The 14,718-nt window shown below is 63.5% G+C and carries 18 protein-coding genes and 2 pseudogenes; 12 read left to right on the plus strand and 8 right to left on the minus strand.

Annotated features, from left to right (window positions below; translation table 11 throughout):
• From ABH933_RS40025 to ABH933_RS40040, 4 genes are all read right to left on the minus strand, one after another.
• Positions 1 to 812: IPT/TIG domain-containing protein (locus ABH933_RS40025; RefSeq protein ID WP_429455249.1), on the minus strand; the 812-nt coding region annotated here is incomplete at its 3' end.
• A gap of 557 nt (positions 813 to 1,369) precedes the next feature.
• The gene (locus ABH933_RS40030) at positions 1,370 to 2,212 is read right to left on the minus strand and encodes a helix-turn-helix domain-containing protein (protein ID WP_429427298.1); all 843 of its coding nucleotides are present in this window, start codon (positions 2,210 to 2,212) and stop codon (positions 1,370 to 1,372) included.
• A complete protein-coding gene (locus tag ABH933_RS40035; protein ID WP_429427296.1) occupies positions 2,209 to 2,757 on the minus strand; it encodes a DUF6879 family protein in 549 nt (182 codons plus the stop codon). The genes ABH933_RS40030 and ABH933_RS40035 overlap by 4 nt, the downstream gene beginning before the upstream one ends.
• The gene (locus ABH933_RS40040; protein WP_429427294.1) at positions 2,748 to 2,984 is read right to left on the minus strand and encodes a hypothetical protein; all 237 of its coding nucleotides are present in this window, start codon (positions 2,982 to 2,984) and stop codon (positions 2,748 to 2,750) included. Before ABH933_RS40040 ends, ABH933_RS40035 begins: the two co-directional genes overlap by 10 nt.
• 300 nt (positions 2,985 to 3,284) lie before the next feature.
• Between ABH933_RS40040 and ABH933_RS40045 the strand changes: the two are divergent.
• The 7 genes and pseudogenes from ABH933_RS40045 to ABH933_RS40075 all read left to right on the plus strand — a co-directional run.
• Positions 3,285 to 3,566 (plus strand): annotated as a pseudogene (locus ABH933_RS40045) (IS701 family transposase); the annotation flags it as partial.
• A 311-nt stretch (positions 3,567 to 3,877) separates the two neighbouring features.
• A complete protein-coding gene (locus ABH933_RS40050; protein ID WP_429427318.1) occupies positions 3,878 to 4,348 on the plus strand; it encodes a helix-turn-helix domain-containing protein in 471 nt (156 codons plus the stop codon).
• On the plus strand, positions 4,243 to 4,899 hold the full coding sequence (locus ABH933_RS40055; protein ID WP_429427292.1) for an IS630 family transposase: 657 nt from the start codon (positions 4,243 to 4,245) through the stop codon (positions 4,897 to 4,899). The genes ABH933_RS40050 and ABH933_RS40055 overlap by 106 nt, the downstream gene beginning before the upstream one ends.
• Before the next feature lie 460 nt (positions 4,900 to 5,359).
• A complete protein-coding gene (locus tag ABH933_RS40060; protein ID WP_429427290.1) occupies positions 5,360 to 5,800 on the plus strand; it encodes a reverse transcriptase domain-containing protein in 441 nt (146 codons plus the stop codon).
• A gap of 106 nt (positions 5,801 to 5,906) precedes the next feature.
• Positions 5,907 to 6,137, plus strand: a complete 231-nt coding sequence (locus ABH933_RS40065; RefSeq protein WP_429427288.1) for a hypothetical protein — start codon at positions 5,907 to 5,909, stop codon at positions 6,135 to 6,137.
• Between the two features lie 695 nt (positions 6,138 to 6,832).
• A pseudogene (locus ABH933_RS40070) lies at positions 6,833 to 6,979 on the plus strand (group II intron reverse transcriptase/maturase); the annotation flags it as partial.
• 298 nt (positions 6,980 to 7,277) lie between these two features.
• Positions 7,278 to 7,574 carry a phosphotransferase gene (locus ABH933_RS40075; protein WP_429427286.1) on the plus strand — a complete coding sequence of 99 codons (297 nt, stop codon included), beginning with the start codon at positions 7,278 to 7,280 and terminating at the stop codon, positions 7,572 to 7,574.
• 340 nt (positions 7,575 to 7,914) lie between these two features.
• Here the strand turns inward: ABH933_RS40075 and ABH933_RS40080 are convergent, their stop codons facing one another.
• Positions 7,915 to 8,454 carry an NUDIX domain-containing protein gene (locus tag ABH933_RS40080; RefSeq protein WP_429427284.1) on the minus strand — a complete coding sequence of 180 codons (540 nt, stop codon included), beginning with the start codon at positions 8,452 to 8,454 and terminating at the stop codon, positions 7,915 to 7,917.
• A gap of 131 nt (positions 8,455 to 8,585) precedes the next feature.
• Positions 8,586 to 8,846: a hypothetical protein gene (locus ABH933_RS40085; RefSeq protein WP_429427282.1), complete on the minus strand. Its 261-nt coding sequence runs from the start codon at positions 8,844 to 8,846 to the stop codon at positions 8,586 to 8,588.
• 495 nt (positions 8,847 to 9,341) lie between these two features.
• Between ABH933_RS40085 and ABH933_RS40090 the strand changes: the two genes are divergently transcribed.
• Together ABH933_RS40090 and ABH933_RS40095 are read left to right on the plus strand one after the other, a co-directional pair.
• On the plus strand, positions 9,342 to 11,411 hold the full coding sequence (locus tag ABH933_RS40090; RefSeq protein ID WP_429427280.1) for a DUF6968 family protein: 2,070 nt from the start codon (positions 9,342 to 9,344) through the stop codon (positions 11,409 to 11,411).
• A 307-nt stretch (positions 11,412 to 11,718) separates the two neighbouring features.
• Positions 11,719 to 12,315 (plus strand): AAA family ATPase, encoded by a 597-nt coding sequence (locus ABH933_RS40095; protein ID WP_429455251.1) that lies wholly within the window; start codon positions 11,719 to 11,721, stop codon positions 12,313 to 12,315.
• Positions 12,316 to 12,474: 159 nt separating this feature from the next.
• Here ABH933_RS40095 and ABH933_RS40100 read toward each other — a convergent pair whose 3' ends face one another.
• Complete coding sequence (locus tag ABH933_RS40100; protein ID WP_429427276.1) at positions 12,475 to 12,705, minus strand: hypothetical protein; 231 nt, start codon at positions 12,703 to 12,705, stop codon at positions 12,475 to 12,477.
• A gap of 550 nt (positions 12,706 to 13,255) precedes the next feature.
• Between ABH933_RS40100 and ABH933_RS40105 the strand changes: the two genes are divergently transcribed.
• Genes ABH933_RS40105 through ABH933_RS40115 form a run of 3 tightly spaced genes read left to right on the plus strand, consistent with a single transcriptional unit; the run spans position 13,256 to position 13,741 of the window.
• The gene (locus ABH933_RS40105) at positions 13,256 to 13,432 is read left to right on the plus strand and encodes a hypothetical protein (RefSeq protein WP_429427274.1); all 177 of its coding nucleotides are present in this window, start codon (positions 13,256 to 13,258) and stop codon (positions 13,430 to 13,432) included.
• The gene (locus ABH933_RS40110) at positions 13,419 to 13,535 is read left to right on the plus strand and encodes a hypothetical protein (protein WP_429455268.1); all 117 of its coding nucleotides are present in this window, start codon (positions 13,419 to 13,421) and stop codon (positions 13,533 to 13,535) included. The genes ABH933_RS40105 and ABH933_RS40110 overlap by 14 nt, the downstream gene beginning before the upstream one ends.
• A 32-nt stretch (positions 13,536 to 13,567) precedes the next feature.
• A complete protein-coding gene (locus ABH933_RS40115; protein ID WP_429427272.1) occupies positions 13,568 to 13,741 on the plus strand; it encodes a hypothetical protein in 174 nt (57 codons plus the stop codon).
• 379 nt (positions 13,742 to 14,120) lie between these two features.
• Here ABH933_RS40115 and ABH933_RS40120 read toward each other — a convergent pair whose 3' ends face one another.
• Positions 14,121 to 14,645: a DUF4262 domain-containing protein gene (locus ABH933_RS40120; RefSeq protein WP_429427270.1), complete on the minus strand. Its 525-nt coding sequence runs from the start codon at positions 14,643 to 14,645 to the stop codon at positions 14,121 to 14,123.
• Positions 14,646 to 14,718: the final 73 nt, after the last annotated feature.

Consider the following 14,718-nt stretch of genomic DNA (forward strand, 5'->3'; position numbering starts at 1 on the left):
ACTGTCCCACCGCTGGGCGGACCCGAGTTCGGAGTGACGGCGGTCAGGACGGGCACCGCGATATAGGTGAACGCGACACCGTTACTGGTTCCACCAGGGGTGGTGACGGTAACCGACACCGTGCCGGCTGAGTGGGCCGGGGTGAGCACGGTGATCTGAGTGTCGGAGTTGACGGTGAACAGAGTCGCCGGTGTCCCACCGAAACTCACCCCGGTGGCTCCGGTCAGGCCGGTCCCGGTGAGCACCACCACTGTCCCACCGCTGGGCGGACCCGAGTTCGGAGTGACGGCGGTCAGGACGGGCACCGCGATATAGGTGAACGCGACACCGTTACTGGTTCCACCGGCGGCGGTGACAGTGACCGACACCGTCCCCGCTGAATGGGCTGGGGTCACTGCGGTGATCTGCGTCGAGGAGTTGACCGTGAACGAGGCCGCTGGTGTCCCACCGAAACTCACCGCTGTCACGCCGGTCAAGTTGGTCCCGGTGAGCACGACCGTGGTCCCGCCGGCCGCCGACCCCGAAGCCGGACTGATGCTGGTCAAGGTAGGAACAATCACACCATAGGTGTAGGGCAGCGGGTTACTCGTGCCATCCAGCAGTGCCTGTACGGTGACGTTCACCGTGCCGGTTCCGGGCGGGACGATGGCCGTGATCTGGGTATCGGAGTTGATGGTGAAAGTCGTTGCCGTCGTGCCGAACCGGACAGTCAACGGACCGACATTGGCGAATCCGGAGCCTTCGATGATGACAGAGTTGAGACCCGCTGGAGGGCCGAAAGGGGGGTTCAGCGAGGTGATGACAGGTGACATTTTTCTTGCCTTCTAATCAGTGATCAGTGAAAAGAGTTCTCCCCCAGCGGCACAGCCCTGACCATTTGCTACGCCGCCCATAACCAGTAACCCTCCAGCGACGGCACTTCGGCAATGCATCCGCAGTCCGTCTTCGTCCGGTTTGTTTCCGGTTCGGGTTCGGCCGGTAGCTATTTGGGCAACTGGACACCCAGCGTGACCGGCTTCGACAGGTGATGACCTGGGCACAGACGTTGGCGCTGGTTGCCGGCGGTGCGCCTACACTCGCGGCGTGACCGATGTCCGACCGGAGGCTGTAGAGCGTTGCCCCGCATAGTGTTCCATCCGCCGAAGAGTCTGATCGCCAGATACCCTGCTGCGCAACAAGATCGAAATGAGATCGGTCTGTGACGGGCTGTCGAACAGCTGGATGACCGATCTCTCGGTGCCCGGCGTCAGGCTCCCTCTGCCTCGGCGACGTCGGCCACCCGCACAGCCCGCGCCCGGCCGTCAGCTCCTTCTGGATCCCCATCGCCTGAGTGTGGCACCGCCCCACGACATCTCGGGCCGTCTCGCGCTCACCGCCGGTGTCCGGTGGCGATGTCGCTGATGAGTTCGGCCGCGGCGCGGCCGTGCAGGGCCACGCCGGACAGCCGGGCGAAAACATCACCGTAGACGGCGATCTCGGACGGCCGGGTCAACGTGAGTTCGGCGCTGATGTTCTCGACCATCACCGAGTCGGTGTCGAACAGGGCGAATCCGTGCGAGCCGATGGCGGTCTCGACGTTCAGGGGGACGACGGCGAGATCGATGCGGGGGTTCGTGGCGTGGTCGAGCAGGGCAGCCAGCTGCTCGACCATCAGCTCCGGTGAGCCGACGACCTGGCGCAGGGCGGCCTCGGCGATGACGAACGCGAACCGCCGCGGGCCACGTTCGCGCAGGATCTTCTGGCGGGTCATGCGGATGCCGACCGCGTCATCGATGTCGTCCCGGCCGCCGGGGACGATGGTGGCGCAGGCGGTCAGGATCGCGTGCGCGTAGGCGGGGGTTTGCAGCAGGCCGGGGACAACCCAGGTCTCGGACCAGCGGATGTGCCGGGCCTGATGTTCGATCTCGAGGGATTGGCGCTGGCGGTGCGCGCGGCCCGAGGCCAGGATGCGCCGCCATTCCAGGTAGGCCGAGCGCAGGTTCCGCACGGTGGCGACCAGGTCGTCGTAGACCATCATCGAGTCGGTGACCCGGCACCAGGCCAGCAGGTCGTCCTCGCTGGGGTTTTGTCTGCCCAGCTCGAGGCGGGACACCTTGGCTGGGTGCCAGGCGCAGGCGGCGGCGAGAGCCTTGCCCGAGAGCCGGGCGTCGCTGCGTAGTTCCCGCAGCCGCATGCCCAGCGCCGCCTGTGCATGGCTGAGACTGGTACTCACTGTGGCGCGTGCTCCGCCTGATAGTCGGCGTGGTCGATGCCCTTGTCCCACAGCCGGTCCCACGCCCGCGTGCAAACCGCGGCGATGGCCGGATCGGTGGTGACCGCCAGCCCTGCCGCATCCCCGCCGTTGTCGACGGTGTTGAACGCGACGGTGTGCTCGTCGAACAGCCAATAGTCGTCGGCGGGCACCTCACGGGGGTCGATCAGGTGCCTGGGTAGCCACCGGATCTGTTCTCCCGCCGCGGCATTCGGTGCGCAGGCATCCAGCAGCCAGCGGGTGTACTCGCTCTGCGGGACCGAGACCACACGCACCCGGGCGACCCGCACGCCGCGATCAACGGTGTCGCGTACCAGCTGACACCAGGCGCGCCCGCCGGCGGTCTCCACGATCCGCCGATCGTGGCGCCACGCTCGCAGGGGCTCATATTCGTCCGGGACGTGGTAGGTGTCCTGGACCTCCACGTGCACCGCCGAGACCTTGGCGGCGAGCAGGAACTCGCCGTAGATGCCTTCTCCGGCGAGTTCCCCGGTGATCACCCGCACCGCGGCACCTCCACCGCGGTCTCGTCGTCCAGGGTCAGCCGGGCCCGGATCGCATCGGTGACCGGGGTTCCGGCGACCAGCACCAGGCCCGGGGTGTCGGTGGTTTCCACCGTCAGTGTGGTGGAGGGTTCGGCCCAATCGAGCAGGGCGTGCGGCACGAGCACCGTGGTGCCAGCGCGGGCCGCGATGTCCTGCACGACCAGTTGATCCTCGTCAAGCGCGTACAACGCCGGACATCCTCCGTCCTTGCTGCCCGAACCTAAAAGCCGCAGCGTAGGTGTGGTGGTCATAGCGAACTCCCCTATTGCCGTCGAGCGACAACTACATCCGCAATCGTCCCAGGCCAACAACATGATTGCCCTCGATTGCTGCGCAATCACGCGCAATCCTGCTGCGTCACAGGCTTGCCCGCTCCTACCGTCCGAATGACCGCTCGGACCGCCGCCGGCGGCCCGCCCCAGGCCGACCCAGTTGGGCAGAAGTGCAGGACGATGCGCGTATTCGAACACGGCGACCGCACGGTGTTCGCCTACTACCTGTGCGGAGCCCCCGCAGGCACCAGCGACGAGGACCTGATCAGGGTCGCCGGTGCCCGCTGGGCGGTCGAGGACTGCTTCCAAACCGCGAAAACCGAGGTAGGCCTCGACCAGTACCAGGTCCGCCGCTACGACGCCTGGTACCGGCACATCACACTAGCCCTGCTCGCCCACACCTATCTGGCAGTGACGGCCGCTGTCTCCCCAAAAGCATTAGCAGCGGCCTCATTCCACTCATGCTCGGTGAGATCAAGCGTCTCCTGGCACACCTGATCACTCCGATCCCGAACCTGCCCTTGACACGTCGCTGGTCAACCTGGCGGCGAAAACATCAACACCAGGCAAAACAAGCCCACTATCAGCGGCGACGCCGATTACATCACGAAGTGATGCTGGAGTACTAGTGCTGCGTTCCTCAATGATCGTGTATTTTGTTGTGGGTCTTGTTGGTTCGGGTGTGATTGGGTGGGTTCCTGCCGAAGGTGCTGGTTGCACGTCCTGCGCGGGATGTGTTGGAGGAGCGGAAGATTCGTAAGCTTGCCGGAGCTCGGCATGCTCCGGGTGATTGGATTCGCCAGGCGCGGATGATCACGGCGAGCTGGGACGGGAAGTCCACCGCGATGATCGCAGATGAGTTGGGATGTCATCCGCAGACGGTGCGTGAACGCCTGCGGCGGTTCAACACTCACGGTGTGGAGGGGCTCGGTGATCGTCGGGGGTCGGGGCGTAAACCTCGGCCGACCGAGACGGAGCGCAGTCGTATCGTGGCCTTGGTCGCCACCACACCCCCGGGGCGTTTGACACGGCGATCCGATGGTGCACTGGAAGCCGAGCAAGACGGGGCACCTTCGTGCTGGACGCTGGATTCGCTGACCGAGACTCTGCGCTCCGAAGGCATTGTCGTGGGTCGTAGTCAGGTTCGCAGAATTCTTGTGGCAGAAGGGATCAGGTGGCGTCGTCCGCGGTCGTGGACGACGAGCAAGGATCCGTACTTCGTCCCAAAAGGACCCACATCGTCGGTCTCTACACGCAGCCGCCGGCCGGGGCCACGGTAGTCTGCGCCGACGAGCTGGGCCCGGTCTCACCCCGCACTTTCGGACCCGCGCCGGGGTGGTCGGTCGATGGGCACCGCATCAAGGCGCCCCTGGAATACTCGCGAGGCCCGGACAAGATCTGGGTCTACGGATCGATCCGCGTCCGCGACGGCCAGGCCATCACGCTCACCGCCGGTTCACGCAACAGCGTGAACTATCAGCGTTTCCTCGAAATGATCGAACAGGCCAACCCGGTCGGCGACATCTACGTGATCACCGACAACCTCTCCAGCCACAACAGCAAATCCACCCGCGAATGGCTCGAGGATCACCCACGGATCAAACACGCCTTCATCCCGGTCGGGGCGTGCTGGCTCAACTTGCAAGAGCCGTGGTGGCGGATCTTCCGGCGAGAAGCCCTCGCCGGCCAAACCTTCGCCGACCACACCGAGATCGACCAGGCCACCCGCCAAGCCACCACCGCCCTCAACGCCCGCGCACGACCATGGGTCTGGGGCCGACCAGCACCGAAACCCAGGACCCTACGCCACCGTTCTATTTATCACCTTTAAGGAACGCAGCACTAACCCGGCCCGCAGCACCGCATTGTTCCAACTCGCCACCGAGATCCCCGCCGCCATCCTCGCCCGGACACTCGGCATCAGCGTCAACGCCGCTGTCCGGTGGCAACAAATCTCCGCCGGAGACTGGGCCGGCTACGCCGCCGACATCAGCCTCCGCAAACCGGTGAGCCCCAAGCACCGCCACCAGGCATTCGGACAGTTTGAATATCCGACGGTGCCATTTCCTCCACCGAGCCGAAACGCAAAGCCCTCGAAGCCGCTTACACCGACATCGTCACCGACGAACTACCCGAATGGAACCGCGACACCGGACTCCTCGACTGGCTCGCTGGTCTGTGATCTCAACGCCCACCGCGACGGCTATGCGCAGTGTTCGACCCCGAAACCCGCTGCCACCAGCCCATATCCAGGCGCACTGCGCATAACCCCACACTGTTCATAAGGCAGGGTGATCAGCCCGTTGCTACTCAACGTTGCTCTGCACGGCATGGAAACCGCCGCTGGGATCAGCTACTACACCGCCGGCACTCGTGCCGGGAAGACGGTGAAGGGCTGCCCGGCGGTCGTCCGATACGCTGATGACCTTCTCGCACTGTGTTATTCGCGCGAGCAGGCCGAACGGGTCAAGCAGCGGCTGGCGGACGGGCCGGCTCCCAGGGGTCTGGTCTTCAACGAGGACAAGACCCGCATCACGACCCTGGATCAGGGCGTGGATTTTCTGGGATTCAACATTCGCCGCTACCCGAACGGGAAGCTGCTGACCAAGCCGAGCAACGCCGCGCTGCGGCGCATCCGGAAACGACTGTCCACCGAGGTGAAGCGGCTGCGCGGTTCGAACGCCGACGCGGTGACTGCCACCCTCAATCCGATCATCACCGGATGGGGGTGAATGTTGTACTCGTCCAGTTCATTTGGTGCAAGGAAGGCAACCGCATCGGCCTCATCGTTGACTGTGGGCTCCCCCGAGATCGGATGGCCGAGGTAGCACCGAGGCCGTGAACACGAAAAATTGCTCACAAACGCCAGATGTTCGGGCGGTGAAGACGGACCTCTTTCCGCAAGCGAATCTTGTTGAGCGAGTGAACAACACAGATGCGATTGACGAAGATTGGGCCAGATCCAGCATCTGGCCGGAGTTGACAGCCGGACATGTGCCCACCAGCAGAAGACAAGCCCGCGAGCTGCTCGGCAACCCGTTGCAGATCCTCCATGGCCAGGGAATGTGACACGACACCCGAACCGGATCCCACCGCGGCCAGCTCCAACCCCAATCAACCTCGGCGTCGCTCGTTCGTCCCCTTCTCATACCCCCAGTCCTGCACCTCATGCCTCCGCGACCCTAATCAACTGCGACCCAATGGTATCCGCCGATGAGAGGGTCAGTCAGGACTGAGGTCGGGACGAGATATTGGGGCGCTCGGTCGCAAGGTTGAGTTGATTGCGCCGTCCGAGTCAGACTCCAACCGACTTCGTAACCATCCCGATACCCGAGCCCCCAACCCGACGGTTCAGCGTTCATCTTCTCCGCAGGCTCGATGTGTTATCCGCTGCGGATACTGTTTGTGACCTGCGGCGTCGTCAAACTGTGCGGAGGCGGAGCCGAACAGCAGATTCTGATTATTTCTATATTCGATTCGACCGGGAAATTTCCGGTCTGGAAATACCTCCGAAACGTCGCACACGCTAATCCTGCGTGTTGGGAGCACAGAAAATCGCTCGGCTCTGCTTGAACCATCCCGTTCGGTTGCTTGCCGACTCCATAACTGACTCCATTCTTCCGATACGCCCTCGACAAGCCGCAAAAAGAGCGCATGAGATCGCGGCTACTCATCCGGGTTCGACCGCGTCGAAGGTTTTGGGCAGGCGGTCGCCACGTCGCCACTCGCTGATGCGTTGTGCGGTCACCTCGCCACCGTGGTACGATCTGCGGACTTCGTTGAAAGACGGGTCTTTTCGGCCGTTGCCGGTGCGGGAACGCAAGATCCCCAAGCCGGGTGGGTCGGGCAAGGTGCGCCGCCTCGGGATTCCGACGGTGACCGACCGGGTCGTTCAGGCCGCGCTGACGATGCGCTCCTCGATGTCGGTGACGGTCAAGTATTTGACGGTTTCCGGGTCGCGAAATGGGCATTATTGGATCGGACAATTCGGTATTCGATCTTCCACATCGAGATTGCGGGGTAGCGGCCATGGTGGGCGCAGGTGTTGTTGATGTCGGGGTGGGAGAAGCCTGCGGCATGGTCGGGCGCGACATTGCGCAGTCCTTTCGGACAGAGGTCGGACGAGAATAAGGGGCCATCTCGGCGATCAACCAATGGCGCCCGCCGCCGGCCTCGGGAATCGGCCCGGTCGTCGATTACCCCGCCAAGGTGACCCGCTACCACCGGCTTGGCCTTCTCACCGAACACGACCGTGCCGCGCTATTGCAACTACTTCCCGCCGCCGGGGCAGCCGACCAGTTCAACCACGCCGACCTCTTGCCGACGAACCTCATGCTGTTGGAATCGGTTGCGACGGTGATTGACTGGGAGTTCGCGGGGCTCTATCTGCCCGGCTACGACCTCGCCCTCGCATACACTCTGCTAGGCGCTGCCACACCCGCAATCCGGCCCATCTGCTGCGGATCTCCTGCCAATAGTGCTGCACGAGAACCGATTGCGGGATGATCCCGTAGCCACCGATGTAGGCCAGGACCTCAGTCGCGGTAGCGACGACCAACGCGCGCCAAGGCAGTCCTGGAAATCACCGACCGTCTCGAGGGCCAGAACATCCGCAGCAGGAACCCGATTTGTTCGCTGTCCAGAATGCGTGAACCAGGGATCAAGGACATCAATTCCCTTGCGGCCGTGGTCTTTCCAGACCCGAAGGTGCCATTCAACCAGATGATGCCACCAGAGGGCGGCGGGTCGGACTGCGGGGAGTTCGTCAACGCTGCTCCTCGAGTGGGGGTGCACGGGCGGCATCGGGCCAATTGCGGTGCGATGATCCGCCGGTGAGAATCCGGCACTATCGGAGTTTCATCAACAGATACCCCGCCAGCGACGGGCCGTCGGTGATCACCCCCGTGCGCATCATCTCCTCTACCTCCGAGCGGGAGAACCATCGGTGACGCATATCTTGTTCGGTGGGTTCCCGGTGCGGCTTCCCGGCGGTGAGATCGGTCGCGAGGAACACGTATGCGCGTTGACCGCTTGCGCCGTTGGCGCAGTGGATATCACCGAGCCGTTCCCACCGGCCCGCAGTGTAGCCGGTTTCTTCGGCGAGTTCGGTGACAGCCGTGTCCTGTGGACTACCGGACCTCCCCGGCGGGAGCGAGCCCGCCGGGAACTCCCACGACCTCACCCCGACCGGGTACCGAAACTGTTCGACGAGATGGAAGCCGTCGTTCTCGAACGGGATAATGAGAGCGAAGTCTCGCTGGTCGATCACCGAGTAAAGCCCTTGCGATCCGTCCCGACGCTCGATCTGGTCCTCGCGCACCGACACCCACGCGTTCGTGTACACCACCGTGGACGACAGGGTCGTGATCTCCGCGTTCTCAGACACGGTCCCTCCAGATCATCGAAAGGATCGAACGAGCACTCGACAGAAGCCTCCGGCCTGTTCGCATGCGGGACAACACAATCCGGCAACAGAGCTTTCCAGCAGCGCGGCGAGGACGGCCGATCCGGCGATGACTACGGGGCATCGTGGAGGTCTTCCAGCACGGCCAGTTGGGTGTGAATGAACGCGGCGACTCGATGCCGGGCCGAGGCGGAAAGCTCGTCGGCATCCACACCTAGTAGGTGATCACCGTCGTGTTCGTTGCCGCCGGCGAGGTGACCGGTAACCGACTCTGATTCAACGATTTCCAGCCCCGGCCGATGGTCGGGCCGCGGCGCCGACATCGGCCGATCCGGCTCGTCCGGATCAGCTGCGGCAACAGCAGTGCGTACCACGACTGTCGAGCCTAACCACCACCAGCACCCAACGACAGTGAAATCCCAGCCAATGTACGGCAGTCGGATAGTCCCCGAACAGGTTTACCTGTTTCTGCTGTGCCCGATTATTCCGATTGTTCGGAATCGAGTCACCGTCATCACGCCCGAACGGTCGACCGGCTCACCACCGCGGCACCGTCACCGCCGTCGTCGTCGATGCAGAGCCTTATTCTCAACCATCTGCTGGGCGTTCCCTCCCCGGACGCCCGCACTGCGTTGCTCTGTTGATTCGGGAGCGTAGCCTCGCGCGTGGGCGGGATCTGGATGGACGAGGACGGCGGCTGAAATACCGTCGAGTACACCAGGATCGATCGCCAGCGCTTCGGGCACTCACCGCTGGCTCTGCACAGCTCTGGCTGTTGCGGATCGGCGGGCACGATCGACGAATTGTGTCGGACCCACCCGCTAGGCTCCACTCCGATACGGCCCATTACCGGCGGGAATAGTCACACAGTGAGCAGAGATTACGATCAGTACGATCCAGATGATTTCGGCGAGTTCGGCCCTGTATTCGTGTCGCGAGCCTGGGAGAACGCCTCCGGACATCCGATATTCCTGGATATCGCTGTTCCCCGCCAGCAGGATTCCGGACTGTGGGTATGCCCGTTCCGCATCACCGGATTCGATATGGACCCGATCCGCAGCAGTATCGCCGGCGCGGATTCCATGCAGGCATTGTTGAACACTGTATTCGTGCTTCAGGGCATCGCCGGCGTGGACAGCCACCCCCTGGCCCCGAGCGGGGACTTCCGCGACCTGCCCAGGGTGAAAGGAGGTCACGGTGATGCCAACCAACAACTCATGTCCTGGGTGCCGCATCCACCGCCGAGACAAACACCCACCGACCCCGCTGCGCCAAGACATTTGGCCAGGGTGAGCGACCTGTCGGACCAAAGCACGGACGTCGGCACACCTAGCGCCCACACCCAGTACCACCACGAGCATCCCGAGGATCGGCCTGAATCCACCGGCTGCTTGCCCCCATACGTCCCTGCCGAACACCACACCCATGATCAGGACGATCCCGACTGGCTGGCATGGGTCGCCCCAGCGGCTATGGATACCCAGCTAGCTCAGCTGTACACCGAGACAATCCCCGACATGCCCAATGATCCGTGGTCCGCCGACGGGCTGGACCGGGCGGAAAGATACCTCCTGGACACGTTTCCCGATTCCGACACCATCGATCGGCGGGAGAATCTCGACATCGCCGATCAGCTCACCCGATTCATCGGTGAAGTTTTCGCCCGACACTTCGAAGGCACCTGGCGCAACACTCCGGGCATATGTCGGCGGTACCCACACTTCGGGCCTGTCGTTGAACAGAAATGGATGGCGATGAGTCTGGATGCAGGCAATCTTGTTACCACCACACTCGACAAACGGTGGGGCAACAACTTGTCCACCATATTCAGCAACGTCATGCAGACTTACACGGCGTGGATCGCTGCCGGTCGACCATCACTCGAGGGTGAGGTGAGCAACGAACAGCTGAGTCTCGATCTGGGCGAGATCGACCTGACACCGGTCGACAACCCCGAACCACCCGGTCCGGTCGAATGGCGCCACTGGTACCGGCACATGGACACCCAGCTCGACAAATTCTCGACCGAGACGATACCCGAACTGCCACAACCGATCTGGTCAACCGACGCCATCGAGCGAGTGGCCGCAGTATTCGACGACATGTTCCCCGACACCGACTCGGTGAGCGACCCAGCCAACGCCGACCGCGTCGACCAGTTCATCCGATGGTTCGGCGAATGCAGCATCCACTACCGCCCAGGCAGCCACGGGTGGTACAGCCCGGATGGCCCCGCACTACGCACCGGTGAAGACAACGACGAGCAGGACCTCACCACTGTCCAATTCTGGGTCGATTACGCCGCGGAATACGGATTCGACCACGTCCGGTTCTTGTTCCGACCCGACGACGAAGACGAAGACTACGAACACCGTAGACAACAACGCGAACAGGCCGCGGCCACAGAATTCCGCCGCTACCTCACCTCCGCTGCCCAGGAGGCGTCCGCGCGCACCCCGTGGGGAACATGGATCGACCCACACCGCCGCGCAGGCCAAGTGCGAGCATTCCTGGACCACATCGGATGGACGCACTTACCAGCCCACCTCTGGGACGACCACAGTCCGCAAGTCGAACAGATCGGGGACCTGCTGTCCGCGTGGTTCCCCACCCACGCATCCCTCAGCGACCGCGACAATACGGACCGCGCCGACCAAGTGGTGTGCTTCCTGGGCGAATGCATGACCACGTACGCCCCCGGCCGCTGGTTCGACCGACGCCAACACAACGACATGCACCTGGTCTACATGGGAGAAAAGAACGTCCCGTCACTGTACGACGACATCGAACCCGCGATCGCCGTCCAGCGATCCAGAGACCCCGACGTACCCCCGTACACCTACGTCGCGGGCGCACTGCTGGCACGCGCGGTACACAACTTCGCCGACATGACGCGATTCATCCAAGGCCTGCGCAACATCAACGCTGCCGACGACTAGAACAGTGCCGCCTCATCCGCTTCAGACCCCTCATCGAGCTATCTGGTCGGTCGCGCGATGCGGGGCCCGACAAAGTGCTCGGCCATAGCCGGCGGCCGCCGGTCACGGCCTGCCCCGGGCTGCGGCGAACCTTCCCGTAGCCACGATTCGACCGCCTCATTGGCATCGCCGACAGCGACATCGCTCTATCGTGGTGCCCTCGCGGCCCAGCTTGCTGACGCTGCGCGAATTGGACTACCGCGATGGTCACCGCGTGAGCGCTGATCGTCTGTGGCGGAAGCGATTGTCTTGCAGCACAGTCATGATCATGCCTATCGAACTCGCCCCCATGACCCAGGCTGCGCTGCGTCGGTGCGCGGAATATCTGGACGGCCCCGGCGCGATCGCGTGCTGCGGGTTTCCCGCATCTGGAAAATCAACCACCGCACAGTTCCTGGCCTCACTGACCGACGCGGTCGTGCTGGACAAGGACCAGTACGCGCACGACCTCGAGGTGTCGGTGATGTCCGTGCTGACCCAGCCGAATGATCGTGACAGCGACGTGTACAAATCCGTTGTGGCGCCACATCTTTACTCAGGGCTGATCCGCACAGGGCTGAGGGTCGCAGCCAAGTACCCGGTGGTGCTGGACGCCCCATTCCTGGGCACCATCCAGCAGGCCGCGGATCATGGGACAAGTTTGCGCGAACACCTCTGCACGATCGCGAACCTCGACGAGCCGATACCGGTGACCACCGTATGGATCGACTCCACCCAGGCCGAAATCCGTGCACGGATGCATGAACGAGGGTTCGCCCGCGACGCCGGCAAACTCACGGACTGGGATGCCTATCGGACCGGGGTACTCGACAGCGGGCTGCGCGAGCTCGCCTGCTCGGTCGTGGACCTCGTCATCGCCAACTGACACCCTCGCGTGTCAGCGAACTCCACCAGCACCTCGATGTGGCTAGACAGGTGGATTCTGGCGTCGATTCCAGATGAATTCGAGCGTCACGCAGTGGCTCGAGGGGCTCTGGATCCAGACGAAAAGTAGCGTCACTCGGGTGGTCCGGTGAGGCCCGGGTCAGTAGTCGGCTTGCGGCAGTTCGTCGCCGGGGATGCCGCCGAGCAGGATTTGGAACCGTTCGAGGTGGCAGCACAGCTCGTCGAGGGTGAAGCCGGGAACGCCGACGAACTCGGTGAACGCGGCGGTGACTCCGGGGTCCGCGCGTTGGACGAAGTCCTGGAGGAACCCGAGCATCTCCGCCAGCTCCGCGGCGTCGGATGCGTCGAGGTGAAATGCGTTGTGCGCCATGGATTCAACAGTGCAGTATGTGTGTGCTCGGTTGCGGTAAGACCATCATGAACGCCTCTATTTCGTCCCCAGCCCGGGTTGGTAGAGTTTGGTGTTGGTCGGACAGACTGCTTCGGCGTACGCGATCATGGAGGCGGAACTGCGGGCTTCAGTATCGTCATGCAGGCCGAGCTTTCGGAGTTGGTATGTGTATCTACGTTTGCCGAAGCCGCCTCCTTCGCGCACCCACCCGGAGCAGCCGAAGGTCAGTGATTTGGCGTCACCTCGAGTGCCAGGGGATTGATCAGGATTGCGGCTCGGGTGCTGGATCCTTCGCGGTGTGGTTCGCCGGCGCTATCGGCCCGGCTGCGGTTTGCGCTGTTCGGGTGAGCCGGTAGCTTTGGGTGCCGGTTTCGATGATGTGCCCGCCGAAGGTCAACCTGTCGACAATCGCGGCGCTTATCTAACTGCTGATCTGGGGTGTCTATGACGTCCAATCCGTGGGGGTGAGTGCTCCGAATTCCGTGTTGTGGACGGTGGGGTTCACCATGTCCAGAAAGGGAGACGGCCGGTGCGGGTTCAACGGGTGGTCATGCCACCGGGAGTCGAGTCCGCGACCGTGCTGGACGACGGCATCGTGGTCGAGCCGGCGGAGCGATTCCTAGCGCATCTGAGCGCGGTCGCCGAATACGGTCCGCGCCTACGCGCACGATCTGCGGGACTACTTCGAGTTCCTGGAATGCCGTGAGTTGCAATGGGATAGGGCCGAACTGGAGGATCTGGGCCGCTTCGTGTCTTGGCTGCGGCTGCGGAGTGAGGCCCGCGACGGCCAGGTGACGGCACTGCCCTGAGGCCAGCCTGACCGCGAGGACGGTGAACCGGAATGTCGGCGTTGGCATCGTTCTATGAGTTCCACCAGCGGCACGGCGTCGAGCTGGGCGAGTTGCTCACCCGCTGGCGGCCTGGACGACGCGGCGGATCGTGGCAGCCGTTCCTGGCGCACTTGGGCGCGCGGCCCGAGAAACATCGCGTGATCTCGCTGCGCGCCGAGCGCTGACCACCGCAGGAGTTGAGCCAGGCGGAGATGACGCGGCTGATCGAGAGCTGCGGACGATTGCGAGATCGGTTCCTGCTGAGCTTGTTACGCACGACGGGACTGTTCTCCGGGGCTCCGCCCGTGTGTGCCCGCGATATTCTCTGATGTTTGTGCAGCTCAGAGGCTGATATTGGAGATGCGATCCGCCGCAACAGATGTGGTGCAAGCGGACACTCCGAGGCATTCTGGCCTCCGGTAAGGACGCCGGTCCGGGGCCGACGAACAAACCACAGGCAGGAGTGACCGCTCATGCCGATGAGCGTGTACTCGGGCGATGGGAAGACGTGATGTTGCGGGGCAGAACACCCGTGGCTCTATATCGCAGTCGGCCTGATCTGCCCTACTGATTCCTTTTGCTCGACGCCACCCACTCATCGCGATAGGCGGTCCATACGCTCTGCGGATGCTTGTCCGGCGCCAACTCCAGCCTCGGCTGTATTTGCTCGAACTCGGGAGCGCATCCGGCGTCACCCGGGAACCGGTGCGCTCGATCGGGCCATACACATTGCAGCACCGGCCATTCTGGAGTGGCGCGGTAGTAGCGAATCGCGGTACCGAAGAACGGCCTGCGCCAGGACTCGGCTATCGGGCGCAACGTGACCTGGTAGTCGTCGGTCAGCACGTTGTCGAGCCGCTGGCCGGCTTCGAGTCGCGCGCCATCGACGACCTGGTCACCGACGAGGTTGAGCATGGCCATGGCCTTCTCCGGCGACATCCCGAACATGGCGACCTCGGGCACGCGATAGCTGTGCCACAAGCCCACGGTGAACGCCCAAGGGCCATCGGCGTCGCTTGCGGGGATGCCGATCACGCCCCAGCCACGCATACCGACGTTATCGACCACGCGCTGGTCGGCGGGGCGCATCTCAGCGCGATCTCCGTAGTCATGGCAGATCACACACCGACAATCCGAGCTACTCACAGCGGCGATCCTACTG

The organism is Nocardia sp. GP40 (assembly GCF_050434125.1).
Lineage (GTDB): Bacteria > Actinomycetota > Actinomycetes > Mycobacteriales > Mycobacteriaceae > Nocardia > Nocardia albiluteola.